The sequence below is a fragment of the Streptomyces pyxinicus genome (assembly GCF_024753135.1).
Taxonomy (GTDB): Bacteria; Actinomycetota; Actinomycetes; order Streptomycetales; family Streptomycetaceae; genus Streptomyces; species Streptomyces pyxinicus.
The window spans coordinates 24,885-44,522 of the sequence record NZ_JANUGP010000023.1; the positions used below are offsets into that span (position 1 = coordinate 24,885).

Annotated in this window: 15 protein-coding genes; 9 read left to right on the forward strand and 6 right to left on the reverse strand. The window is 72.1% G+C overall.

Going from position 1 to position 19,638, the window contains the following annotated elements; translation table 11 throughout:
- Positions 1-130 precede the first annotated feature (130 nt).
- Complete coding sequence (locus tag NX794_RS25595; RefSeq protein WP_146463514.1) at positions 131-361, reverse strand: DUF7455 domain-containing protein; 231 nt, start codon at positions 359-361, stop codon at positions 131-133.
- A gap of 441 nt (positions 362-802) precedes the next feature.
- Between NX794_RS25595 and NX794_RS25600 the strand changes: the two genes are divergently transcribed.
- The 6 genes from NX794_RS25600 (at position 803) to NX794_RS25625 (ending at position 7,855) form a co-directional block, all read left to right on the forward strand.
- On the forward strand, positions 803-2,926 hold the full coding sequence (locus NX794_RS25600) for a DNA gyrase/topoisomerase IV subunit B (protein WP_258781317.1): 2,124 nt from the start codon (positions 803-805) through the stop codon (positions 2,924-2,926).
- A 372-nt stretch (positions 2,927-3,298) separates the two neighbouring features.
- The gene (locus NX794_RS25605) at positions 3,299-3,820 is read left to right on the forward strand and encodes a DUF1453 domain-containing protein (RefSeq protein WP_258781318.1); all 522 of its coding nucleotides are present in this window, start codon (positions 3,299-3,301) and stop codon (positions 3,818-3,820) included.
- Entirely contained in the window at positions 3,817-4,968 is a 1,152-nt protein-coding gene (locus tag NX794_RS25610; protein ID WP_258781319.1) for a sensor histidine kinase, read from the forward strand. The genes NX794_RS25605 and NX794_RS25610 overlap by 4 nt, the downstream gene beginning before the upstream one ends.
- Positions 4,965-5,648, forward strand: a complete 684-nt coding sequence (locus NX794_RS25615; protein ID WP_258781320.1) for a response regulator transcription factor — start codon at positions 4,965-4,967, stop codon at positions 5,646-5,648. The genes NX794_RS25610 and NX794_RS25615 overlap by 4 nt, the downstream gene beginning before the upstream one ends.
- Before the next feature lie 69 nt (positions 5,649-5,717).
- The gene (locus tag NX794_RS25620) at positions 5,718-6,266 is read left to right on the forward strand and encodes a DUF485 domain-containing protein (protein WP_428985960.1); all 549 of its coding nucleotides are present in this window, start codon (positions 5,718-5,720) and stop codon (positions 6,264-6,266) included.
- Positions 6,263-7,855, forward strand: coding sequence for a solute symporter family protein (locus NX794_RS25625; protein WP_258781322.1), 1,593 nt, complete (start codon positions 6,263-6,265; stop codon positions 7,853-7,855). The genes NX794_RS25620 and NX794_RS25625 overlap by 4 nt, the downstream gene beginning before the upstream one ends.
- Before the next feature lie 54 nt (positions 7,856-7,909).
- Here NX794_RS25625 and NX794_RS25630 read toward each other — a convergent pair whose 3' ends face one another.
- The 4 genes from NX794_RS25630 to NX794_RS25645 form a co-directional block, all read right to left on the reverse strand.
- Positions 7,910-8,590 (reverse strand): response regulator, encoded by a 681-nt coding sequence (locus NX794_RS25630; RefSeq protein ID WP_258781324.1) that lies wholly within the window; start codon positions 8,588-8,590, stop codon positions 7,910-7,912.
- The gene (locus NX794_RS25635) at positions 8,587-10,290 is read right to left on the reverse strand and encodes a sensor histidine kinase (RefSeq protein ID WP_258781326.1); all 1,704 of its coding nucleotides are present in this window, start codon (positions 10,288-10,290) and stop codon (positions 8,587-8,589) included. The genes NX794_RS25630 and NX794_RS25635 overlap by 4 nt, the downstream gene beginning before the upstream one ends.
- A 110-nt stretch (positions 10,291-10,400) precedes the next feature.
- Positions 10,401-11,339 carry a ferredoxin family protein gene (locus NX794_RS25640; protein ID WP_258781328.1) on the reverse strand — a complete coding sequence of 313 codons (939 nt, stop codon included), beginning with the start codon at positions 11,337-11,339 and terminating at the stop codon, positions 10,401-10,403.
- Between the two features lie 53 nt (positions 11,340-11,392).
- Positions 11,393-12,649: a citrate synthase gene (locus tag NX794_RS25645; protein ID WP_258781329.1), complete on the reverse strand. Its 1,257-nt coding sequence runs from the start codon at positions 12,647-12,649 to the stop codon at positions 11,393-11,395.
- 172 nt (positions 12,650-12,821) lie between these two features.
- Here NX794_RS25645 and NX794_RS25650 point away from each other — a divergent pair, with 172 nt between their 5' ends.
- On the forward strand, positions 12,822-13,892 hold the full coding sequence (locus tag NX794_RS25650) for a CobW family GTP-binding protein (protein ID WP_258781330.1): 1,071 nt from the start codon (positions 12,822-12,824) through the stop codon (positions 13,890-13,892).
- Here NX794_RS25650 and NX794_RS25655 read toward each other — a convergent pair.
- Positions 13,889-16,348, reverse strand: coding sequence for a DNA gyrase/topoisomerase IV subunit A (locus NX794_RS25655; RefSeq protein ID WP_258781331.1), 2,460 nt, complete (start codon positions 16,346-16,348; stop codon positions 13,889-13,891). The genes NX794_RS25650 and NX794_RS25655 overlap by 4 nt on opposite strands.
- A gap of 305 nt (positions 16,349-16,653) precedes the next feature.
- Between NX794_RS25655 and NX794_RS25660 the strand changes: the two genes are divergently transcribed.
- Both NX794_RS25660 and NX794_RS25665 read left to right on the forward strand, forming a co-directional pair.
- Complete coding sequence (locus NX794_RS25660) at positions 16,654-18,048, forward strand: M16 family metallopeptidase (RefSeq protein ID WP_258781332.1); 1,395 nt, start codon at positions 16,654-16,656, stop codon at positions 18,046-18,048.
- Positions 18,045-19,433: a M16 family metallopeptidase gene (locus tag NX794_RS25665; protein ID WP_258781333.1), complete on the forward strand. Its 1,389-nt coding sequence runs from the start codon at positions 18,045-18,047 to the stop codon at positions 19,431-19,433. Before NX794_RS25660 ends, NX794_RS25665 begins: the two co-directional genes overlap by 4 nt.
- Positions 19,434-19,638: the final 205 nt, after the last annotated feature.

Genomic DNA, 19,638 nt, shown 5'->3' on the forward strand with positions numbered 1-19,638 from the left:
GCCGTGGCGAGGCCCCAGTGAGGCTCCTGGAGGCCCGCACGCGGGTATGAGCACGGGCGGCCGCTCCTGGTGGGGAGCGGCCGCCCGTTCACCGGCCTGTGCCGGGGCTGGCTCGTCGTGTGTGCGAGATTCAGCGCTCTTCTTCCGAAGCGGTGTTCGGAGCAGACGTCAGCCGCTCCGTCTCGTCCTGTATCTCAGCGGCGATCTTCTTGAGTTCCGGCTCGAACTTACGCCCGTGGTGGGCGCAGAAGAGCAGCTCTCCGCCGCTGAGCAGGACGACCCGCAGGTATGCCTGGGCGCCGCAGCGGTCGCAGCGGTCGGCGGCCGTCAGCGGGCTCGCGGGGGTCAGAACAGTAGTCACGTCGCCTCTTCTCTAGCTCGACGAGCTGTCGTACCAGGGTCAACATCCAACCAGCCCGAAAACGTTCCCGCTCGTGGCTTTTCCTCGAAAAAGTTTTTCCGGGGCGGCTGTCTGCTGCCGGTTGGCGGCGAATGTGCCGTAGTGCGTATCTGGTGTGCTTACGGGTTCGCGCGGTCTATGGGGGGTCGGTCCTCCCGGCTGGCTTGCCGGTTGTTCATGAGGACGTGCCCGGAGCCTAAATGGTTCATGCCTCCAAGGGAACGTGATGTGTACTTCACTCCATCGAGGTATCGAACAGGTATACGAGCCTGGACTAGGGTGGGTTCCCGACGAGGGTGGCGTTACACCGGCTCTACCAGGCCTCGGTACCCTCTGAGCGGCGACCGAAGCCGACCCCTTACCCAGAAGGGGCCATCTGAAATTCAGCGAGGAGCGAACCGCGTGACCGCCGATACGTCCGTGCCGTCCACAGCGCTGCTGGCAGGAGCAGACCGGGACGGTTCCAACTACACCGCGCGGCACCTGCTCGTCCTCGAGGGCCTCGAAGCCGTGCGCAAGCGCCCGGGTATGTACATCGGCTCGACCGACAGCCGCGGCCTGGTGCACTGCCTCTGGGAGATCATCGACAACGCCGTGGACGAGGCCCTCGGGGGCTACTGCGACCACATCGAGGTGATCCTCCACGACGACGGCTCCGTCGAGGTGCGCGACAACGGCCGCGGCATCCCCGTGGACGTGGAGCCCAAGACCGGCCTGTCCGGCGTGGAGGTCGTCATGACCAAGCTCCACGCGGGCGGCAAGTTCGGCGGCGGCTCCTACGCCGCCTCCGGTGGTCTGCACGGCGTCGGCGCCTCCGTGGTCAACGCGCTCTCCGCGCGTCTCGACGTCGAGGTGGACCGCGGCGGCCAGGTGCACGCCATCAGCTTCCGGCGCGGCGTCCCCGGCGCCTACAAGGGCGCCGGCCCGGACGCCGCGTTCGAGGCCAAGAGCGGCATGCGCAAGACCAAGAAGATCCCCAAGACCCGCAGCGGCACGCGCGTGCGCTACTGGGCCGACCGGCAGATCTTCCTCAAGGACGCCAAGCTCTCGCTGGACACCCTCCACCAGCGGGCCCGCCAGACCGCGTTCCTGGTGCCCGGCCTGACCATCGTCGTCCGGGACGAGTTCGGTCTCGGCGAGGGCGGCAGCAAGGGCGAGGAGTCCTTCCGCTTCGACGGCGGCATCAGCGAGTTCTGCGAATACCTGGCGAGTGACAAGCCGGTCTGCGACGTCCTCCGCTTCTCCGGCCAGGGCACCTTCAAGGAGACCGTCCCGGTCCTGGACGACCACGGCCAGATGACGCCCAAGGAAGTCACCCGCGAACTCGGCGTCGACATCGCGCTGCGCTGGGGCACGGGCTACGACACCACGCTGCGGTCCTTCGTCAACATCATCGCCACCCCCAAGGGCGGCACGCATGTGGCCGGCTTCGAGCAGGCGCTCGTCCAGACGATGAACGACGTCCTGCGCGCCAAGAAGCTGCTGCGCGTGGCCGAGGACAACATCGTCAAGGACGACGCCCTGGAGGGCCTGACCGCCGTCGTCACCGTGCGGCTGGCCGAGCCGCAGTTCGAGGGGCAGACGAAGGAGGTGCTCGGCACCTCCGCGGCCCGCCGCATCGTGAACCAGGTGGTCACCAGGGAACTGAAGGCGTTCCTGACCACCACGAAGCGTGACGCCGCCGCCCAGGCCCGTGTCGTCATGGAGAAGGCCGTCGCCGCAGCCCGCACGCGCGTCGCGGCCCGCCAGCACAAGGACGCCCAGCGTCGGAAGACCGCTCTGGAGTCCTCCTCGCTGCCGGCCAAGCTCGCCGACTGCCGCAGCGACGACGTCGACCGCAGCGAGCTGTTCATCGTGGAGGGCGACTCCGCGCTCGGTACGGCGAAGCTGGCCCGCAACTCCGAGTTCCAGGCCCTGCTGCCGATCCGGGGCAAGATCCTCAACGTGCAGCGGTCCTCGGTGACGGACATGCTGAAGAACGCCGAGTGCGGCGCGATCATCCAGGTCATAGGAGCGGGCTCGGGCCGCACCTTCGACATCGAACAGGCCCGCTACGGCAAGATCATCATGATGACGGACGCCGATGTGGACGGCTCCCACATCCGTTGCCTGCTGCTCACGCTGTTCCAGCGCTACATGCGGCCCATGGTCGAGGCCGGCCGTGTCTTCGCCGCGGTGCCGCCGCTGCACCGCATCGAGGTCGTCCAGCCGAAGAAGGGCCAGGACAAGTACGTCTACACCTACTCCGACCGTGAGCTGCGGGACAAGCTGATGGAGTTCCAGACCAAGGGCATCCGCTACAAGGACTCCATCCAGCGCTACAAGGGCCTGGGCGAGATGGACGCCGACCAGCTGGCCGAGACGACGATGGACCCGCGCCACCGCATGCTGCGCCGCATCAACCTCTCCGACCTGGAGGCGGCGGAACAGGTCTTCGACCTCCTGATGGGCAACGACGTGGCACCGCGCAAGGAGTTCATCTCCAGCTCGGCGGCGACGCTGGACCGCTCCCGCATCGACGCGTAACCGCTGCGCTGGGCTTTGGCCGCCGGGAGGGGTACGGGGGCTCCTGTCGGTGGCCGGTGGGACGCGGATCGCACGTCCGCCGCTGATGGGAGCCTGTTCGGTGGGCGGTGGGCACCCCGTTGCCCGTGGGTACGGTCCACCGCCGCAGCCCCTGTCCTCCGTCCCACGCACCGGTCCTCCCGCCTCTCGAACGAACCCGGCCGCTCCCGGGTGCTCCACCCTCGGATACTCCACCCCCGGGTGGAGAAGGGCCGTCGGCGGATCCACCCGTGATCCACCCCGGCTCCGATCCCGTGACCTGCGAACTTCCATAGCTTCGACGGTGTCGGCAGCGCTCGCTGGCGGCGCCCCTTCTCGCTCGCGGAGGATCGGATGTCCGGGCTCGTCAATGCGCTCATGATCGTGGCCGTGGTCGCCCTGGTGATCGTGCGGCAGTTCCGCGCCCGTCCGCTCAGTACGGACCGGCGCTGGTGGCTGCTGTCTCTAATCCTCGCCGTCGTCGCGCTGCGCGAGCCCGGCCTCCTCGACGCCCAGCACCCCGCGGAGTCCGCCGCTCTGCTCGTGGCGGAGTTGGTGACAGGCGTGGCGACCGGTGCCGGCTGGGCCTGGACCACCCGTATCTGGACGGCTCCGGACGGCGTCGTGTGGACCAAGAGCACCAAGGCGAGCGGCGCCGTGTGGTTCGGGGGTATCGCACTGCGGGCCGGTGTCTTCGCCATAGGTTCCCTGCTCGGCGTGCACCAGGACAGCGGCGCCCTGATGCTCGGCCTCGCCGGCACCCTGCTGGTCCGCGGCGGCATCCTGCTCTGGCGGGCGCAGTCCCCGCGGAGCACGAGCCGTACGGCCCCGGCGTACGGTGACCACACGAGGACGGTGTGGCAGGAGGGCGCGTGACCGAGAACGTATGGACCCGCTGGCCGTCACGCGAAGCCCTCGGGCGCGAAGGAACCAGCCGAGCCCGGCGCATGCTCGCCGTCACCGTCCGGCTGACCGTGCTCGCCGTACTGCTGTGGGGCGCTCTGAGCCACCGGCACCTCGGTACGGGGGGAGCGGTCGCCTCGGCGGCAGGCGTCCTCGTCGCCGGTGCCGCCGCCTGGGGCTTCTTCCGGACGACCTACGACCACCGGCTGTCGCCCTCTCTGGCGCTCATCGTCCTGCTGCTGGGGATCGCGATGACAGCCCAGGCCACGGGGTTCGCGGTGCCGGCGCTCGTGATCTTCTGCGGCTGCGGCGTCTGCGCGCTGGAGCGACTTCCGCTCGCCGCGGCCGGGCCGGTGGCGGTCGTGGCGTTGACCCTGTACTCCGCGTTCAACACCGACGCCTGGCTCACCACGGCGGTCACCGTGGCGGGCATGGCGCTGGCCGGGTATGTGCTGCGCCTGGACGCGGAGGCCCGGGGCAGCACCCAGCGGCTGCTGGCCCAGGAGCGGGCCGCCCGGCAAGCGGAGGCTGAGTCGGCCGCGCTGGCCGAGCGGGCCCGGATCGCGCGGGAGATTCACGACGTCCTGGCCCACAGCCTCTCGGCGCAGCTCGTGCATCTGGAGGCGGCCCGGCTGCTGATCGAGAACGGCGCCGACCGCGACCGGATCCTGGAGCGGGTGGTGGCCGCCCGGGGCATGGCCCGCGACGGCCTCGCCGAGACCCGTCAGGCACTGTCCGCCCTGCGCGGCGAGCTGACGCCGCTGGAGGACTTCCTCACCGAGCTCGTCACGGGGTCCGGTGGCGCGGAGGTCACCGTCACGGGTGAGCGCAGACCTCTGCCGGCCGAGGCGTCGGTGGCCGTACGCCGGGTCGCGCAGGAGGCGCTGACCAACGTCCGGAAACACGCCCAGGGCGCCAAGGTGTGCCTGCGACTCGCCTACGGCGAACACGAAGTGACGCTGGACGTCCGGGACTCGGGCGGCCGGCCGGGCGATCTCACGAGGTCCGGCGGCGGGTACGGTCTGCTGGGCATGCGTGAGCGCGCCGAGCTGCTGGGCGGTTCGCTGGACGCGGGACCGGGCGAGGAGGGGTTCGTGGTGACGCTGAAGGTGCCGGTATGACCGAGACGGAGGGGGAGAGGAAGCCCGCGCGGGTGGTGGTCGCGGATGACCAGACCGTGGTCCGGGAGGGCATCGTCATGCTGCTCGGCCTGCTGCCCGGAGTGGAGGTCGTCGGGGCCGCGGGGGACGGCGAGGAAGCGGTGCGGCTGGCTGGGGAACTCGCCCCGGACGTCGTCCTGATGGATCTCAGGATGCCTCGCTGTGACGGGGTGGAGGCCACCCGGCGCATCCGGGAGCAGTACCCCGGTACCCAGGTCGTGGTGCTCACCACCTACGCGGACGACGAGTCGTTGTTCCCCGCGCTGCGAGCGGGGGCGCGGGGCTATCTGACGAAGGACGCGGGCGGTGACGAGATCGTGCGGGCCGTGCAGAGTGTGCTCTCGGGAGAGGCGGGGCTGTCGCCCAGCGTCCAGCTCAGGTTGCTGGAGCGTCTTTCGGCGCCCGAGCCGCGGTCGGCCCCCGGCGAGCCGCCCGACGGGCTGACCACGCGGGAGGCGGAGGTGCTGGTGCTGATCGCCGAGGGATTCAGCAACCAGGAGATCGCCCGGAGACTGCATGTCTCCACCGCGACCGTGAAGACGCACATCAACAACCTCTTCGCCAAGACGGGCCTCAAGGACCGTGCGCAGGCGGTGCGTTACGCGTACGGCAAGGGACTGGTGAGGCCACCGTCGACATGAGTCACCTGATGGGGTGAAGAGCCCGAAGAAGAAGAGTCAGAGAAGCTCCCGGTCTGTCCATCCTTGGGCATGCAGCCAAGCAACGGTCGTTCCCCCGGAGCAGAGGACGACCCCGAGAACTCGCCCGAGCATCGGGAAGAACACGGCGCACCCGCCCGTGACGTGACGTACGAGGACCCCTGGTACGACGCACTGGCCTCCGGCTGGGGCGAGGTGGACGGTACGGGCAGGCCGGCACCGGCCGTGCCGTCGGCTCGCCAGGAGGTGAGCGCGGCGGCGATGCGGGCCCGGGACGTGTACGCCGAGGTGCAGCGCAGCCCGGCCTTCCAGGAAGTGCGGGGCAGGTACCGGCGGTTCGTGGTGCCGGGGGTGATCGCCTTCTTCCTCTGGTACGTGGGGTATGTGGTGACGGCCACGACGGCGCCCGGATTCATGGCGCGGCCCGTCGCCGGCGCGGTGAACGTGGGCATGGTCGCCGGGCTGGGACAGTTCCTCAGCACGTTCCTGCTCACGTGGGCGTACTCCCGGCATGCCCGGCTGCGTCGCGACCGGCCGGCGCTGGAACTGCGCTGGGAGACCCAGGAACTGACGCGCGGCGTGCGGGGAGGTGCCTCGTGAGGGACGGGCATCAGACTCTGGCGCTGCTGCTGTTCAGCTGCTTCGTGGCCGTCACGCTGGGAATCACGACCTGGGTGAGCCGCAGGCGGCACGGTTCGGCGGAGGAGTTCTACGCGGGCGGGCGGTTGTTCTCCCCGATGGAGAACGGTTTTGCCATCGCGGGTGACTACATGTCCGCGGCCTCCTTCCTCGGCATCACCGGTCTCATCGCGCTGTACGGCTACGACGGGCTGCTGTATGTCGTCGGGTTCTTCGTGGCGTGGCTGGTCGTGCTGTTCCTCGTGGCCGAACTGGTCCGCAACTGCGGGCGGTTCACGCTGGCGGACGTGGTGGCGGCGCGGATGAGCGAGCGGCCGGTCCGGATCGCCGCGGGCACGTCCTCGGTCACGGTGTCCGTGCTTTACCTGGTGGCGCAGATGGTCGGTGCGGGCAGCCTGATGGCGCTGCTGCTCGGCCGTACCGGCGGCGCGGCCCAGGCCTGGACGGTCATCGGGGTCGGCGCGCTCATGGTGGTCTATGTGTCGCTGGGAGGGATGCGGGCCACCACCTGGATCCAGATCGTGAAGGCGGTCCTGCTGATGAGCGGGACGATCGCGCTGACCGTGCTCGTCCTGATCCGGTTCCACGGCGACTTCGGCCGGCTGCTGCTCACGGCGGCGGAACGCAGCGGCCAGGGGAAGGCCTTCCTGGCGCCGGGGCTGAAGTACGGCGGGAACTGGACCGCTCGCCTCGACTTCATCAGCCTGGGGCTGGCCCTGGTGCTGGGCACGGCGGGGCTGCCGCACATCCTGTCCCGCTTCTACACCGTGCCGACGGCGCGGGCGGCGCGCCGTTCCACGGTGTGGTCCATCGGCCTCATCGGTGGCTTCTATCTGATGACGATCGTCCTGGGCTTCGGGGCGGCGGCGGTCGTCGGGACGGACGCGGTGCGCGAGTCGAACGAGGCCGGGAACACGGCCATGCCGCTGCTCGCCCTCGACCTGGGCGGCGGCGCGGGCTCCACGGGCGGGACCGTGCTGTTCGCGGTGGTCGCGGCGGTCGCCTTCGCGACGATCCTCGCGGTGGTCGCCGGCATCACGCTCGCCTCGTCCGCCTCGGTGGCCCACGACCTGTACGCGTCGCTGCGGCGTCCCAGGCGCAAGGCGCACAGCGAGGTGGCCGTGGCGCGGTTCGCGGCGGCCGGTATCGGTGTGGTCGCGATCGCGCTCGGGCTGCTGGCCCGCGATCTGAACGTCGCCTTCCTGGTCGGGCTCGCCTTCGCGGTCGCCGCGTCGGCGAACCTCCCGGTGCTGCTCTACTCCCTGTTCTGGCGGGGCTTCACCACCCGAGGCGCGGTGTGGGCGGTGTACGGCGGGCTGATCCCGGCCCTCGGGCTCGTGCTGCTGTCGCCGGTGGTGTCCGGCAGCCCCGGCTCGCTGTTCCCGGGGGTGGATTTCCAGTACTTCCCGTTGCAGAACCCGGGCATCGTCTCCATCCCGCTCGGCTTCCTCGCCGGCTGGCTGGGCACGGTGACCTCGGACGAGGTCGCGGACGAGGCCAGGTACGCGGAGACCGAGGTGCGGTCGCTGACCGGGGCGGGGGCCGTGTAGCGGCGGTCACCGCACGGCTCCCGCACCCGGACGCGGTCAGGGGCCAGGCCGCGCTCAGGCGCGGGTCGCCCACACGTAACGGTGCTCGGGGCGGCCCGCGTCGCCGTACTTGAGGGTCAGCCGGGCCCGTCCGGTGCGCTCCAGCAGCTTCAGGTACCGCTGCGCGGTCTGCCGGCTCACCCCCGTGCGCTCGGCGACCTCCTGGGCGGACAGCGCGCCCTCGGCGTTCATCAGTTCCCGGCGCACCAGCTCCGCCGTGGTGGGGGAGTGCCCCTTGGGCAGTCCCGGCTCCGAGGGCGCCGACAGCGCGCCGAAGATGCGGTCCACCTGAGCCTGTTCGGCCTCGCCGCCGCCGTCCAGGGTGCGCCGCAGCTCGGCGTACGCCTCCAGCTTGGCCCGCAGGCCGGCGAAGGCGAACGGCTTCACCAGGTACTGGAGCGCACCGTGCCGCATCGCCGCCTGCACCGTGGAGACGTCCCGCGCGGCCGTCACCATGATCACGTCGGTCTGGTGGCCGCGCCGCCGCATCTCCCGTACGACGCCCAGCCCGGTGCCGTCGGGCAGGTAGTGGTCCAGGAGCACCAGGTCCAGCCGGGGCAGGGTCTCCACCAGACGCAGCGCCTGCGCCGCGTCGTGGGCCTCGGCGGCCACGTGGAACCCGGGCACCTTCTCGACGTAGGCGGCGTTGACCCGGGCCACCCGGATGTCGTCGTCCACGACCAGGACCTCGATCATGGTGTCCTCTCCTCGGCGGCGTCCGGTGCGTGGTCACCGGGGCCGGGCTCGTCCGGCGCGGCGGACACCGGGTGCGCCGATGCCGGTCCGGCGCCCGTCAGTGCCTCCGGCAGGGCCACGGTGAACTCGGCGCCGCCGCCGTCCGCGGCGTCCACCGTCGCGCTTCCGCCCTGCCGTTCGGCGAGCCGGCGCACCAGGGAGAGCCCGATGCCCCGCTTGCCGTGCGCGGGCGGCTCCTTGGTGGACCACCCGTCGGTGAACACCAGCTCCCGCCGGTGCGCCGGAACACCGGGGCCGGTGTCGCGCACCCGCAGGACGACCGCCCGGCCCTCGGAGCGCAACTCGACCTCCACGCGCGCGTGCGCGGTCCCGGCGACCGCGTCGAGGGCGTTGTCGACCAGGTTGCCGACGATCGTCACGAGGCCTCGCGGATCGATCAGCCGGTCCGGCAGCCGGGTGCGCTCCGACACCCCCAGGGCGACCCCGCGCTCGGCGGCCACGGCGGTCTTGCCGATCAGCAGCGCGGCCAGCAGCGGATCCCCGATCTTCTCGGTGATCTGCTCGGCGGTGACCCGGTGGGCGCCGACCACCTCGCCGACGAACTCCGCCGCGTCGTCGTACATCTCCAGCTCCAGCAGCCCCAGCAGGGTGTGCATGCGGTTGGCGTGCTCATGGTCCTGGGCGCGCAGGGCGTCGATCAGCCCACGCGTGGAGTCCAGTTCCCGCCCCAGCTGTTCCAGTTCGGTGCGGTCGCGCAGCGTGGCCACGGCGCCGCCGTCACCGGTGGGCATGCGGTTGGCGACCAGGACGCGCCGACCGCACACCGTGAGCAGGTCGGTGCCGCCGGCCCGCCCGGTCAGCACGTCCGTCGTACGGCCCGCGCCGAGCGCCTCGTCCGGGGTCCGGCCGAGCGCCTCGTCGCCGAGGGAGAGCAGCCGCCGCGCCTCGTCGTTGAGCAGCCGGACCCGGCCGGCCCGGTCGAGGGCGACCACGCCCTCGCGGATGCCGTGCAGCATCGCCTCACGCTCCGCGAGCAGCGCCGAGATGTCGGAGAACGCCAGGTCCCGGGTCTGCCGCTGGACCCGCCGGGAGATCAGCCAGGCGGCCAGCGCGCCCACCGCGAGAGCGCCGCCCGCGTACGCGAACAGCTCCGGGATCGCACCGAGCAGCCGTGCCCGCACACTGTCGTAGGCGATACCCACGGAGACGGCCCCGACGAGGCGGTGATCGGCGTCGTACAGCGGCACCTTGCCGCGCGCCGAGCGACCCAGGGTGCCCTGGTCGATCTCCATGACCGCCTGGCCGGACAGGGCCGCTGAGGGGTCGGTGGACACCCGCCGGCCGATCTCCGAGGCCGTGGGGTGGGACCAGCGCAGCCAGTGCCGGTCGAGCACCACGACGTACTCGGCGTGGGTGGCCCGTCTGATCCGCTCGGCCTCCCGCTGCACCGGTCCGTCCGGCGTCGGCCGCGTGTCCCGGACGCCCGCGGCGATGTCGGGGTCCTGGGCCGTGGTCTCGGCGATGGCCAGCGCGCGGCGCATCGCCTCCTGGTCCAGCTGCTTGCTCAGCGGTGCGAGGAACAGCCCCGTCGCGAGCACGGCGACTCCCGCGGCGATCGCCACCTGCATCAGCAGCACCTGCGAGAAGGCCCGCCGGGGCAGGCCGAGGCGCAGGCGGCGTGCCGAGGGAGTGGGGCTCATACGCACGACGGTACGGGGCGAGCCCCGGCGGGCCCCAGCGGTGTGGCGTGGATCTCTTGATCAGCTCTTGATCAATGTTGATCGGTCGGCCACGGCCACGGACGTGCCGCTCAGCTCGCCATCGCCGTCGGACGCAGCTCGCGCACCGCCACCACGTCCATCCGCGCGGGCGTCCCCAGCACCGCCGCGCCGCAGCTCTCCGCGCGCGGCGGTAGCGCCGCTCCCCGGCCCACGGTGACGCACCACCGGCGCCCGTCGACGTGCCCGACGGTGACCCGCCACGGCGCGCTGCCCTCGGTCCGCAGGACGCTGAGCACGCCCGCCCGGTACTCGTCAGCGGCCGACCGGACGGCCAGCTCCGCCGCCTGGCCCGGCCGCTCCCAGGCGGAGCACCCGCGGCAGCCCTCGACGACCACGCGCCCCTCCTCGGCCCCGTGCAGGGCCTCCTTGACGGTGTGCGCCTCGGCGCGCCCGTAGGCGTAGCCGTACGGCAGGACGAGCACCGTCGGTGAGAAGCGATGTCCACCCAGATGGGTGACCTCCCAGACCCCGCGCACCCCCGAGGCGGCCAGCTCGGCGGCGAGCGGGCGGCCCAGCAGGGCGCAGCAGCGGTCGCGCTTGCCGTTGGTGCACACCAGCGCCAGCGGGTCGCCGCGATGCGGGCGCCCGTCGAGCGCCGCGTCGAAGGAGCGGGGGTCGCCCGCGCCGAGGGCGGCCAGGTCGAGACCGAGCAGCCGCTCCGGGTCACGGGTGGTGGCACCGCGCAGCCACACGCGGCCCGGCACGGTGTGCGCGGCGTAGACGCGCCGGACGGCGGGGGTGCCGGGGTCGGCGTGGCGGCCGGGGCGGCGGATCAGCGCGACGCGGACGCCGGTGCCCTCGGCCGCGGCCTCCAGAGCCCGGCCCAGCGCCGGGTCCAGGTGGCTCGAAGTGAGCGCCTTCGCGCCCCAGGGGCCGGGCTGTTCCAGCAGCAGCCACGTCCGTGCCGTGGCAGCCGTACCGGAAACGGGCTCGTCGAGAACCCGGGAGACGGTCGCACACCTACTCACAGAGGTGAGCCTAACCTGAGCCGGGGCAGGGTGACTTCCGGCCGTGCCCGTGCCTACTCCGGCAGGGGGCGCGGCGGGCGCGGTCCGACGTAGTGACCGCTCGGCCGCATGCGCAGCGGGCGCTCGCCGTACTCCTCCAGGGCGTGGGCGATCCAGCCCGCCGTGCGGGCCACGGCGAAGATCGTCTCGCCGGCGGTGGCGGGCATCCCGCTGGACGCGGTGAACACGGCCAGGGCCAGGTCGACGTTGGCGTGCAGCGGTGTGTGCCGCGCCGTGGTCGCGACGACGTCCCGGGCCGCGAGCAGGGCGGGCTCCGCGCGCGGCACGTCCTCCAGCAGGCTGAACAGGACCCGCGCGCGCGGGTCCTCACCCGGGTACAGCCGGTGGCCGAGGCCGGGGATACGGCGTCCCGCGCGCAGTTCACCGGCGATCACCGGCACGGCCGTGCCCTGGTCGAGCACGTCGAGCAGCATCCGGTGCGCCAGCCCGCTCGCGGCGCCGTGCAGGGAGCCCTCCAGGACGCCCAGGCCGGCCGAGACGGCGGCGTAGGTGTGCGCGCGGGCCGACGCGGCGACCCGGACCGCGAGGGTGGAGGCGGCCAGGTCGTGGTCGGCCAGCAGCGCGAGGGCGGTATCCAGGACGCGCAGGGACGCCTCGTCGGCCGGCCGGCCGGTGAGCCGGCCCCACAGCCGGTGGGCCAGCGGGCCGTCGTCCTCGTGCGTGCGCAGGGCGGGCGGGAGCGCGGCCACCAGGGTGGGGATGAGGAGCCGCGCGGAGCTGAGCACGGCCTCCTCCGACAGGTCGAAGCGCAAAGGGTCCTCGGCCGCCGCCGCGATCGCCGCCACGCGCAGCCGGTCGGCGGGGGAGGCGTGCTCGGACAGGGCGTCCACCGCGCGCCGGGCCACCTCGACGGTGTCCGGGGGCGCGGAGAAGGCGGCGCCCGGCGCCGGCCGCCCGGTCCACAGCCACTCCGCGACCTCCTCGTACGGGTGCCGGAGGGCCAGTTCGACGGCGTCCACACCCCGGAAGAAGTACCGGTCCTTGTCGATCAGCGTGATGCGGGTCCGCACCGACAGATCGCTCCCGGAGCCCGGACTCCCGGCCGCTTCCCGGCGATTGCGCCGGGCCAGTGCCTCGACCTCCTCCACCTCGAAGGTGCTGCCGCGCCCGCCGGGTTCCCGTCTGCTGCTGAGCAGCCCGCGGCTCACGTACGCGTACACCGTCTCGGGCTTCACACCGAGCAGTTCGGCGGTCTCCTTGGTGGTCAGCCGCCCGCCGGGACGACGGGGGACGGGTTCGTGATCGCGCATGGGGTCACGGTAGCCGTCTTCGCACAGGCGGCCCGGAGCCGCCGCCCGTGGTGCCCGCCGCCGGCCGAGAAGGGCCTCGCCGGCGCCGCTCGTATCCTGGTCGGGCAGTCGAAGCCAGAGTCCGCGCACCGGTTCCCGAGCCGGTACGCGTCCGCGTGAGAGAGGTCGCCCGTTGGGGAACAGTCAGTCCGGCAGCCGTGGCCAGCGGCAGATCCCGGTCGTCGTACTCGCCGGATTCCTGGGCTCCGGGAAGACGACGCTCCTCAACCACCTGCTGCACCGCGGCGGAGGCAGCCGTATCGGGGCGATCGTCAACGACTTCGGGGCCATCGAGATCGACGCGATGGCGGTCGCCGGCGCCCTCGGCGACTCGACCGTCTCGCTCGGCAACGGCTGCCTGTGCTGCGCCGTCGACGCGAGTGAACTGGACGGCTACCTGGCCCGGCTCGCCGCACCCGCCACCGGCATCGACGTGATCGTCATCGAGGCGAGCGGACTCGCCGAGCCGCAGGAACTCGTGCGCATGGTGCTGGCCAGCGAGCATCCGGGCATCGTCTACGGCGGCCTCGTCGAGGTGGTCGACGCCGCCGAGTTCGACGCCACGCGCGCGAAGCACCGCGAGATCGACCGGCACCTCGCCCTCGCCGACCTGGTCGTCGTCAACAAGCTCGACCGCGCGGACGACGCCGACCGGGTCCTCCGGCTCGTCCGCACGCTGACCGACGGCGCCGCCGTCGTCCCGGCCACCTACGGCCGCGTGGACCCCGAGTTCCTCTTCGACTGCCGGCCGAGCGAGGAGCGCGTCGGACAGCTCTCCTTCGACGACCTGCACGACCACGGCGACCACGGCGGCCATCTGCACACCGGCTACGACAGCCTGTCCTTCGTCTCCGGCACGCCGATGGACCCCCGTCGGCTCATGCGGTTCCTGGACAGCCGCCCCGAGGGGCTGTACCGCATCAAGGGCCACGTCGACTTCGGACCGTACGACGCGCGCAACCGGTACGCCGTGCACGCCGTCGGCCGGTTCCTGCGCTTCTACCCCGAGCCGTGGACCGCGGCCGAGCCCCGCCGCACCCAGCTCGTGCTGATCGGCTCCGGCATCGACGCGGACGCCCTCCGCAAGGAACTGGAGGCCTGCGAGGGCGACGCCCCACACGCCGACGAACAGGGCATGTGGGGCGTCCTGCGCTTCGTCCAGGGCTCCGAGGAGGAGCCCCCCGCTCAGGAGCCGGGGGCCTAGCGCACCGCCCCCGCGACCACCCCGACCGTCTTCGGCAGCGAGGTGCCCGAGCCGTCTCGGCGCGGGTCCATCTCCGGCAGCTGGGCCGGTGTGCCGTTCTTCTGCGCGGCCAGGGCCGGGACCGTGCCCACCCAGGCCAGCGCCAGGCAGTCCTCGCCCTTCAGGAACCGCTGGCAGCGCACACCGCCGGTCGCCCGGCCCTTGCGCGGGTACTGGTCGAACGGCGTCAGCTTCGCCGTCGTCTGCACCGAGTCGTCGAGCGTGCCGCGCGAGCCCGCCACCGTGAACACCACCGCGTCGGCGGCCGGATCGATCGCCGTGAAGGAGATCACCTTCACGCCCTCGGCGAGCTTGATGCCCGCCATCCCGCCCGCCGGGCGGCCCTGCGGCCGGACGATGGAGGCCTGGAAACGCAGCAACTGCGCGTCGTCCGTGACGAACACCAGGTCCTCCTCGCCGGTGCGCAGCTCCACCGCGCCGACGATCCGGTCGCCCTCCTTGAGCGTGATGACCTCCAACTCGTCCTTGTTGGACGGATAGTCGGGCACCACACGCTTGACGACACCCTGCTCGGTGCCGAGCGCCAGACCGGGGGAGGACTCGTCCAGCGTGGTCAGGCAGATCACCGTCTCGTCGTCCTCCAGCGAGACGAACTCCGCGAGCGGCGCCCCGCCCGCCAGATTCGGCGCCGTCGTCGTCTCCGGCAGCTGCGGAAGGTCGACCACGTTGATCCGCAGCAGCCGGCCCGACGAGGTCACCGCGCCGATCTCGCCGCGCGCGGTCGCCGGCGCCGCCGAGACGATCACGTCGTGCTTGACGCGCTTGGCGCCCGCCGCCTCCGGGAACGGCTCGGCGGTCGCCGTACGGGCCAGCAGTCCCGTCGAGGACAGCAGCACCCGGCACGGGTCGTCGGCCACCTGGAGCGGCACCGTGGCCACCGGGGTGCCCGCGGACTCCAGCAGGACCGTACGCCGGTCGGTGCCGAACTTCTTGGCCACCGCGGCCAGTTCCGCCGAGACCAGCTTGCGCAGCTCCGCGTCCGAGTCCAGGATCCGGGTCAGCTCCGCGATCTCCGCGGTGAGCTTGTCCTGCTCCGCCTCCAGCTCGATCCGGTCGTACCGGGTCAGCCGGCGCAGCGGCGTGTCGAGGATGTACTGCGTCTGCACCTCGCTCAGCGAGAACCGCTCCATCAGACGCTGTTTGGCCTCGGCGGAGTTGTCGCTGGAGCGGATCAGCCGGATGACCTCGTCGATGTCGACCAGCGCGGTCAGCAGGCCCTCGACCAGGTGCAGCCGGTCCCGCTTCTTGCTCCGGCGGAACTCGCTGCGGCGCCGGACCACCTCGAAGCGGTGGTCGAGATAGACCTCCAGCAACTCCTTGAGGCCCAGGGTGAGCGGCTGGCCGTCGACCAGGGCGACGTTGTTGATGCCGAAGGACTCCTCCATGGGCGTCAGCTTGTAGAGCTGCTCCAGGATCGCCTCGGGCACGAAACCGTTCTTGATCTCGATGACCAGGCGCAGGCCGTGCTCGCGGTCGGTGAGGTCCTTGACGTCGGCGATGCCCTGGATCTTCTTCGCGTTGACCAGGTCCTTGATCTTCGCGATGACCTTCTCCGGGCCGACCGCGAACGGCAGCTCGGTGACGACCAGGCCCTTGCGGCGGGCGGTCACCGGCTCGACGGCGACGGTGGCCCGCACCTTGAAGGTGCCGCGGCCGGTCGCGTACGCGTCGCGGATGCCGTCCAGTCCGGCGATCCGGCCGCCGGTGGGCAGGTCCGGGCCGGGTACGTGCTTCATCAGCGCGTCCAGGTCGGCGTTCGGGTTCCTGATCAGGTGACGGGCGGCGGCGACGACCTCGCGCAGGTTGTGCGGCGGCATGTTCGTGGCCATGCCGACCGCGATGCCGGAAGAGCCGTTGACCAGCAGGTTCGGGAACGCGGCGGGCAGGGCCACCGGTTCCTGCTCCTGGCCGTCGTAGTTGGGCGCGAAGTCGACCGTGTCCTCGTCGATCGACTCGGTCATCAGGCTGGTCGCCTCGGCCATCCGGCACTCGGTGTACCGCATGGCGGCGGGCGGGTCGTCGTTGCCGAGCGAGCCGAAGTTGCCGTGGCCGTCCACCAGCGGTACGCGCATGGAGAAGGGCTGCGCCATGCGCACCAGGGCGTCGTAGATCGAGGAGTCGCCGTGCGGGTGCAGCTTGCCCATGACCTCGCCGACGACGCGCGCGCACTTCACATAGCCGCGTTCGGGGCGCAGGCCCATCTCGTTCATCTGGTACACGATCCGGCGGTGCACCGGCTTGAGACCGTCGCGGGCGTCCGGCAGGGCGCGCGAGTAGATGACCGAGTAGGCGTACTCAAGGTAGGAGCCACGCATCTCGTCGACGACGTCGATGTCGAGGATTCTCTCCTCGAACGAATCGTCGGGCGGCGGGGTCTTCGTGCTGCGGCGGGCCATCGCTGCCTGGCTCCTTGCTGAAGCGTGGGACGGATCTGACGCCGACCATTGTGGACCTCCGCACTGACAGCCCGTGCCACGACCCGGTACCGGCGCCCCCGGGAACCGCCCCGCGGGACCCTCGGGCACCGTCCTCGGCACCGGGAGGCACCACCCGCGGAACCCTCCGGCACCGCCCCGTGATCCGCTGTGGGCGTACGTCCCCCGGGAACTTCTCCGAGGGCCCGCACGCTTTGCATACAGTGGCAGGAACGGCAGGAAAACCGCGGTTTCTCACGACCGCCTCCGCTCGCGAAGGGACGTACATGCCCATGGGTCACACGACCACGGCCGAGGCAGGCTCCGGGGGCCTGACAGCGACCGAGCACCGGCTGGCCAACGGTCTGCGCGTGGTGCTCTCCGAGGACCACCTGACCCCGGTGGCGGCGGTGTGCCTCTGGTACGACGTCGGCTCGCGCCACGAGGTCAAGGGGCGTACCGGCCTGGCCCACCTCTTCGAGCACCTGATGTTCCAGGGCTCCGGACAGGTCAAGGGCAACGGCCACTTCGAGCTGGTGCAGGGCGCCGGCGGCTCGCTCAACGGCACCACCAGCTTCGAGCGCACCAACTACTTCGAGACCATGCCCGCCCACCAGCTGGAGCTGGCGCTCTGGCTGGAGGCCGACCGCATGGGCTCCCTGCTGGCCGCCCTGGACGAGGAGTCCATGGACAATCAGCGGGACGTCGTCAAGAACGAGCGCCGCCAGCGCTACGACAACGTGCCCTACGGCACCGCCTTCGAGAAGCTGACCGCCCTGTCGTACCCGGAGGGCCACCCCTACCACCACACGCCGATCGGCTCGATGGCGGACCTGGACGCGGCGACCCTGGAGGACGCCCGCGCGTTCTTCCGCACCTATTACGCGCCGAACAACGCGGTGCTGTCCGTGGTCGGCGACATCGACCCCGAGCAGACTCTCGCCTGGGTCGAGAAGTACTTCGGCTCCATCCCCTCCCACGACGGCAAGCCCGCCCCGCGCGACGGCTCCCTGCCGGAGGTCGTCGGCGAGCAGAAGCGCGAGGTGCTGGTCGAGGAGGTGCCGGCCCGCGCGCTGATGGCCGCCTACCGGCTCCCCGAGGACGGCACGCGCGCGTGCGACGCGGCCGACCTCGCCCTGACCGTCCTCGGCGGCGGCGAGTCCTCCCGGCTCTACAACCGGCTGGTGCGCCGCGACCGCACGGCCGTCGCGGCCGGCTTCGGCCTGCTGCGCCTGGCCGGCGCGCCCTCGATGGGCTGGCTGGACGTGAAGACCTCCGGTGACGTCGAGGTGCCGGTCATCGAGGCCGCCATCGACGAGGAGCTGGCCCGGTTCGCCGAACAGGGCCCCACGCCCGAGGAGATGGAGCGCGCCCAGGCCCAGCTGGAGCGCGAGTGGCTGGACCGGCTCGGCACGGTCGCCGGCCGCGCCGACGAACTGTGCCGGTTCGCCGTCCTGTTCGGCGACCCGCAGCTCGCCCTGACCGCCGTCAAGCGCGTCCTGGAGGTGACCCCGGAGGAGGTCAAGGAGGTCGCCGAGGCCCGGCTGCGGCCCGACAACCGCGCGGTCCTCGTGTACGAGCCGAAGTCCCCGGAGTCCGTCGAGGACGCCCAGCTCCCCGAGGACCCCGAACAGGAAGCGACCGTAGAGGCCGGCCACAAGAACGAGGAGACGGCCAAGTGACCGAGCTCGCCCCCATGGAGTTCCACCCCCAGCCGCAGCCCGGCGCGGCCAAGCCCTGGGCGTTCCCGGCCCCCGAGCGCGGCACCCTGGACAACGGCCTGACGGTGCTGCACTGCCACCGCCCCGGCCAGCAGGTCGTCGCCGTCGAGGTGCTGCTCGACGCGCCGCTGGACACCGAGCCGGCCGGCCTGGACGGCGTCGCCACCATCATGGCGCGGGCCTTCTCCGAGGGCACCGACCAGCACTCCGCCGAGGAGTTCGCCGCCGAGCTGGAGCGCGCGGGCGCCACCCTCGACGCGCACGCCGACCACCCCGGGGTCCGGATCAGCCTGGAGGTCCCGGTCTCCCGTCTGGGCAAGGGCCTCGGCCTGCTCGCCGACGCCCTGCGCGCGCCCGCCTTCGCCGAGAGCGAGGTCGAGCGGCTGGTCCGCAACCGCCTGGACGAGATCCCGCACGAGCTGGCCAGCCCCGCCCGCCGGGCGGCCAAGGAGCTGTCCAGGGAGCTGTTCCCGGCCACCTCGCGCATGTCCCGCCCCCGCCAGGGCACCGAGGAGACCGTCGAGAAGATCGACGCGGCGGCCGTACGCGCCTTCTACGACCGCCATGTCCGCCCGGCGACGGCCACCGCCGTCGTGGTCGGCGACCTCACCGGCGTCGACCTGGAAGCGCTGCTCGGCGAGACGCTGGGCGCGTGGACCGGCACCCCGGGCGAGCCCCGCCCGGTGCCGGCGGTGACCGCCGACGACACCGGGCGCGTGGTCATCGTGGACCGGCCAGGCGCCGTCCAGACGCAGCTGCTCATCGGCCGCACCGGCCCGGACCGGCACGACCGCGTCTGGCCCGCGCAGGTGCTCGGCACCTACTGCCTCGGCGGCACCCTCACCTCCCGCCTGGACCGCGTCCTGCGCGAGGAGAAGGGCTACACCTACGGCGTGCGCGCCTTCGGGCAGGTCCTGCGCTCCGGCCCCGAGGGCGAGGGCGCCTCGATGCTCGCCATCAGCGGCTCCGTGGACACCCCCAACACCGGTCCCGCGCTGGACGACCTGTGGAAGGTGCTGCGCACGCTCGCGGCGGAGGGCCTGACCGACGCCGAGCGGGACGTCGCGGTGCAGAACCTGGTCGGGGTGGCGCCGCTGAAGTACGAGACCGCGGCGGCCGTCGCGAGCACCCTGGCCGACCAGGTCGAGCAGCACCTGCCGGACGACTTCCAGGCGACGCTGTACCGGCAGTTGGCCGCGACGGGCACCGTGGAGGCCACGGCGGCCGTCGTCAACGCCTTCCCGGTGGACCGGCTGGTGACCGTCCTCGTCGGCGACGCCGCGCAGATCAAGGCGCCCGTCGAGGCGCTGGGCATCGGCGAGGTCACCGTCGTCGCGGCGGAGTAGCACGGCGGCTCGACACCTGTGCGGGCCCTGCCGGTCGACGGACCGTCAGGGCCCGCACCGCTCCACTCGCCCTCCTGGATGCCCGATTTGAGACGGAGGAGGCCTGTCTGCCCTGTGGGATGCGCAACAAAAACCGCGATCCGTTTGAGGATGGAAAGCAGCGTTTCGTAGCGTCATCCAGGCTGTTCGTCAGGCAGTGCGCCGC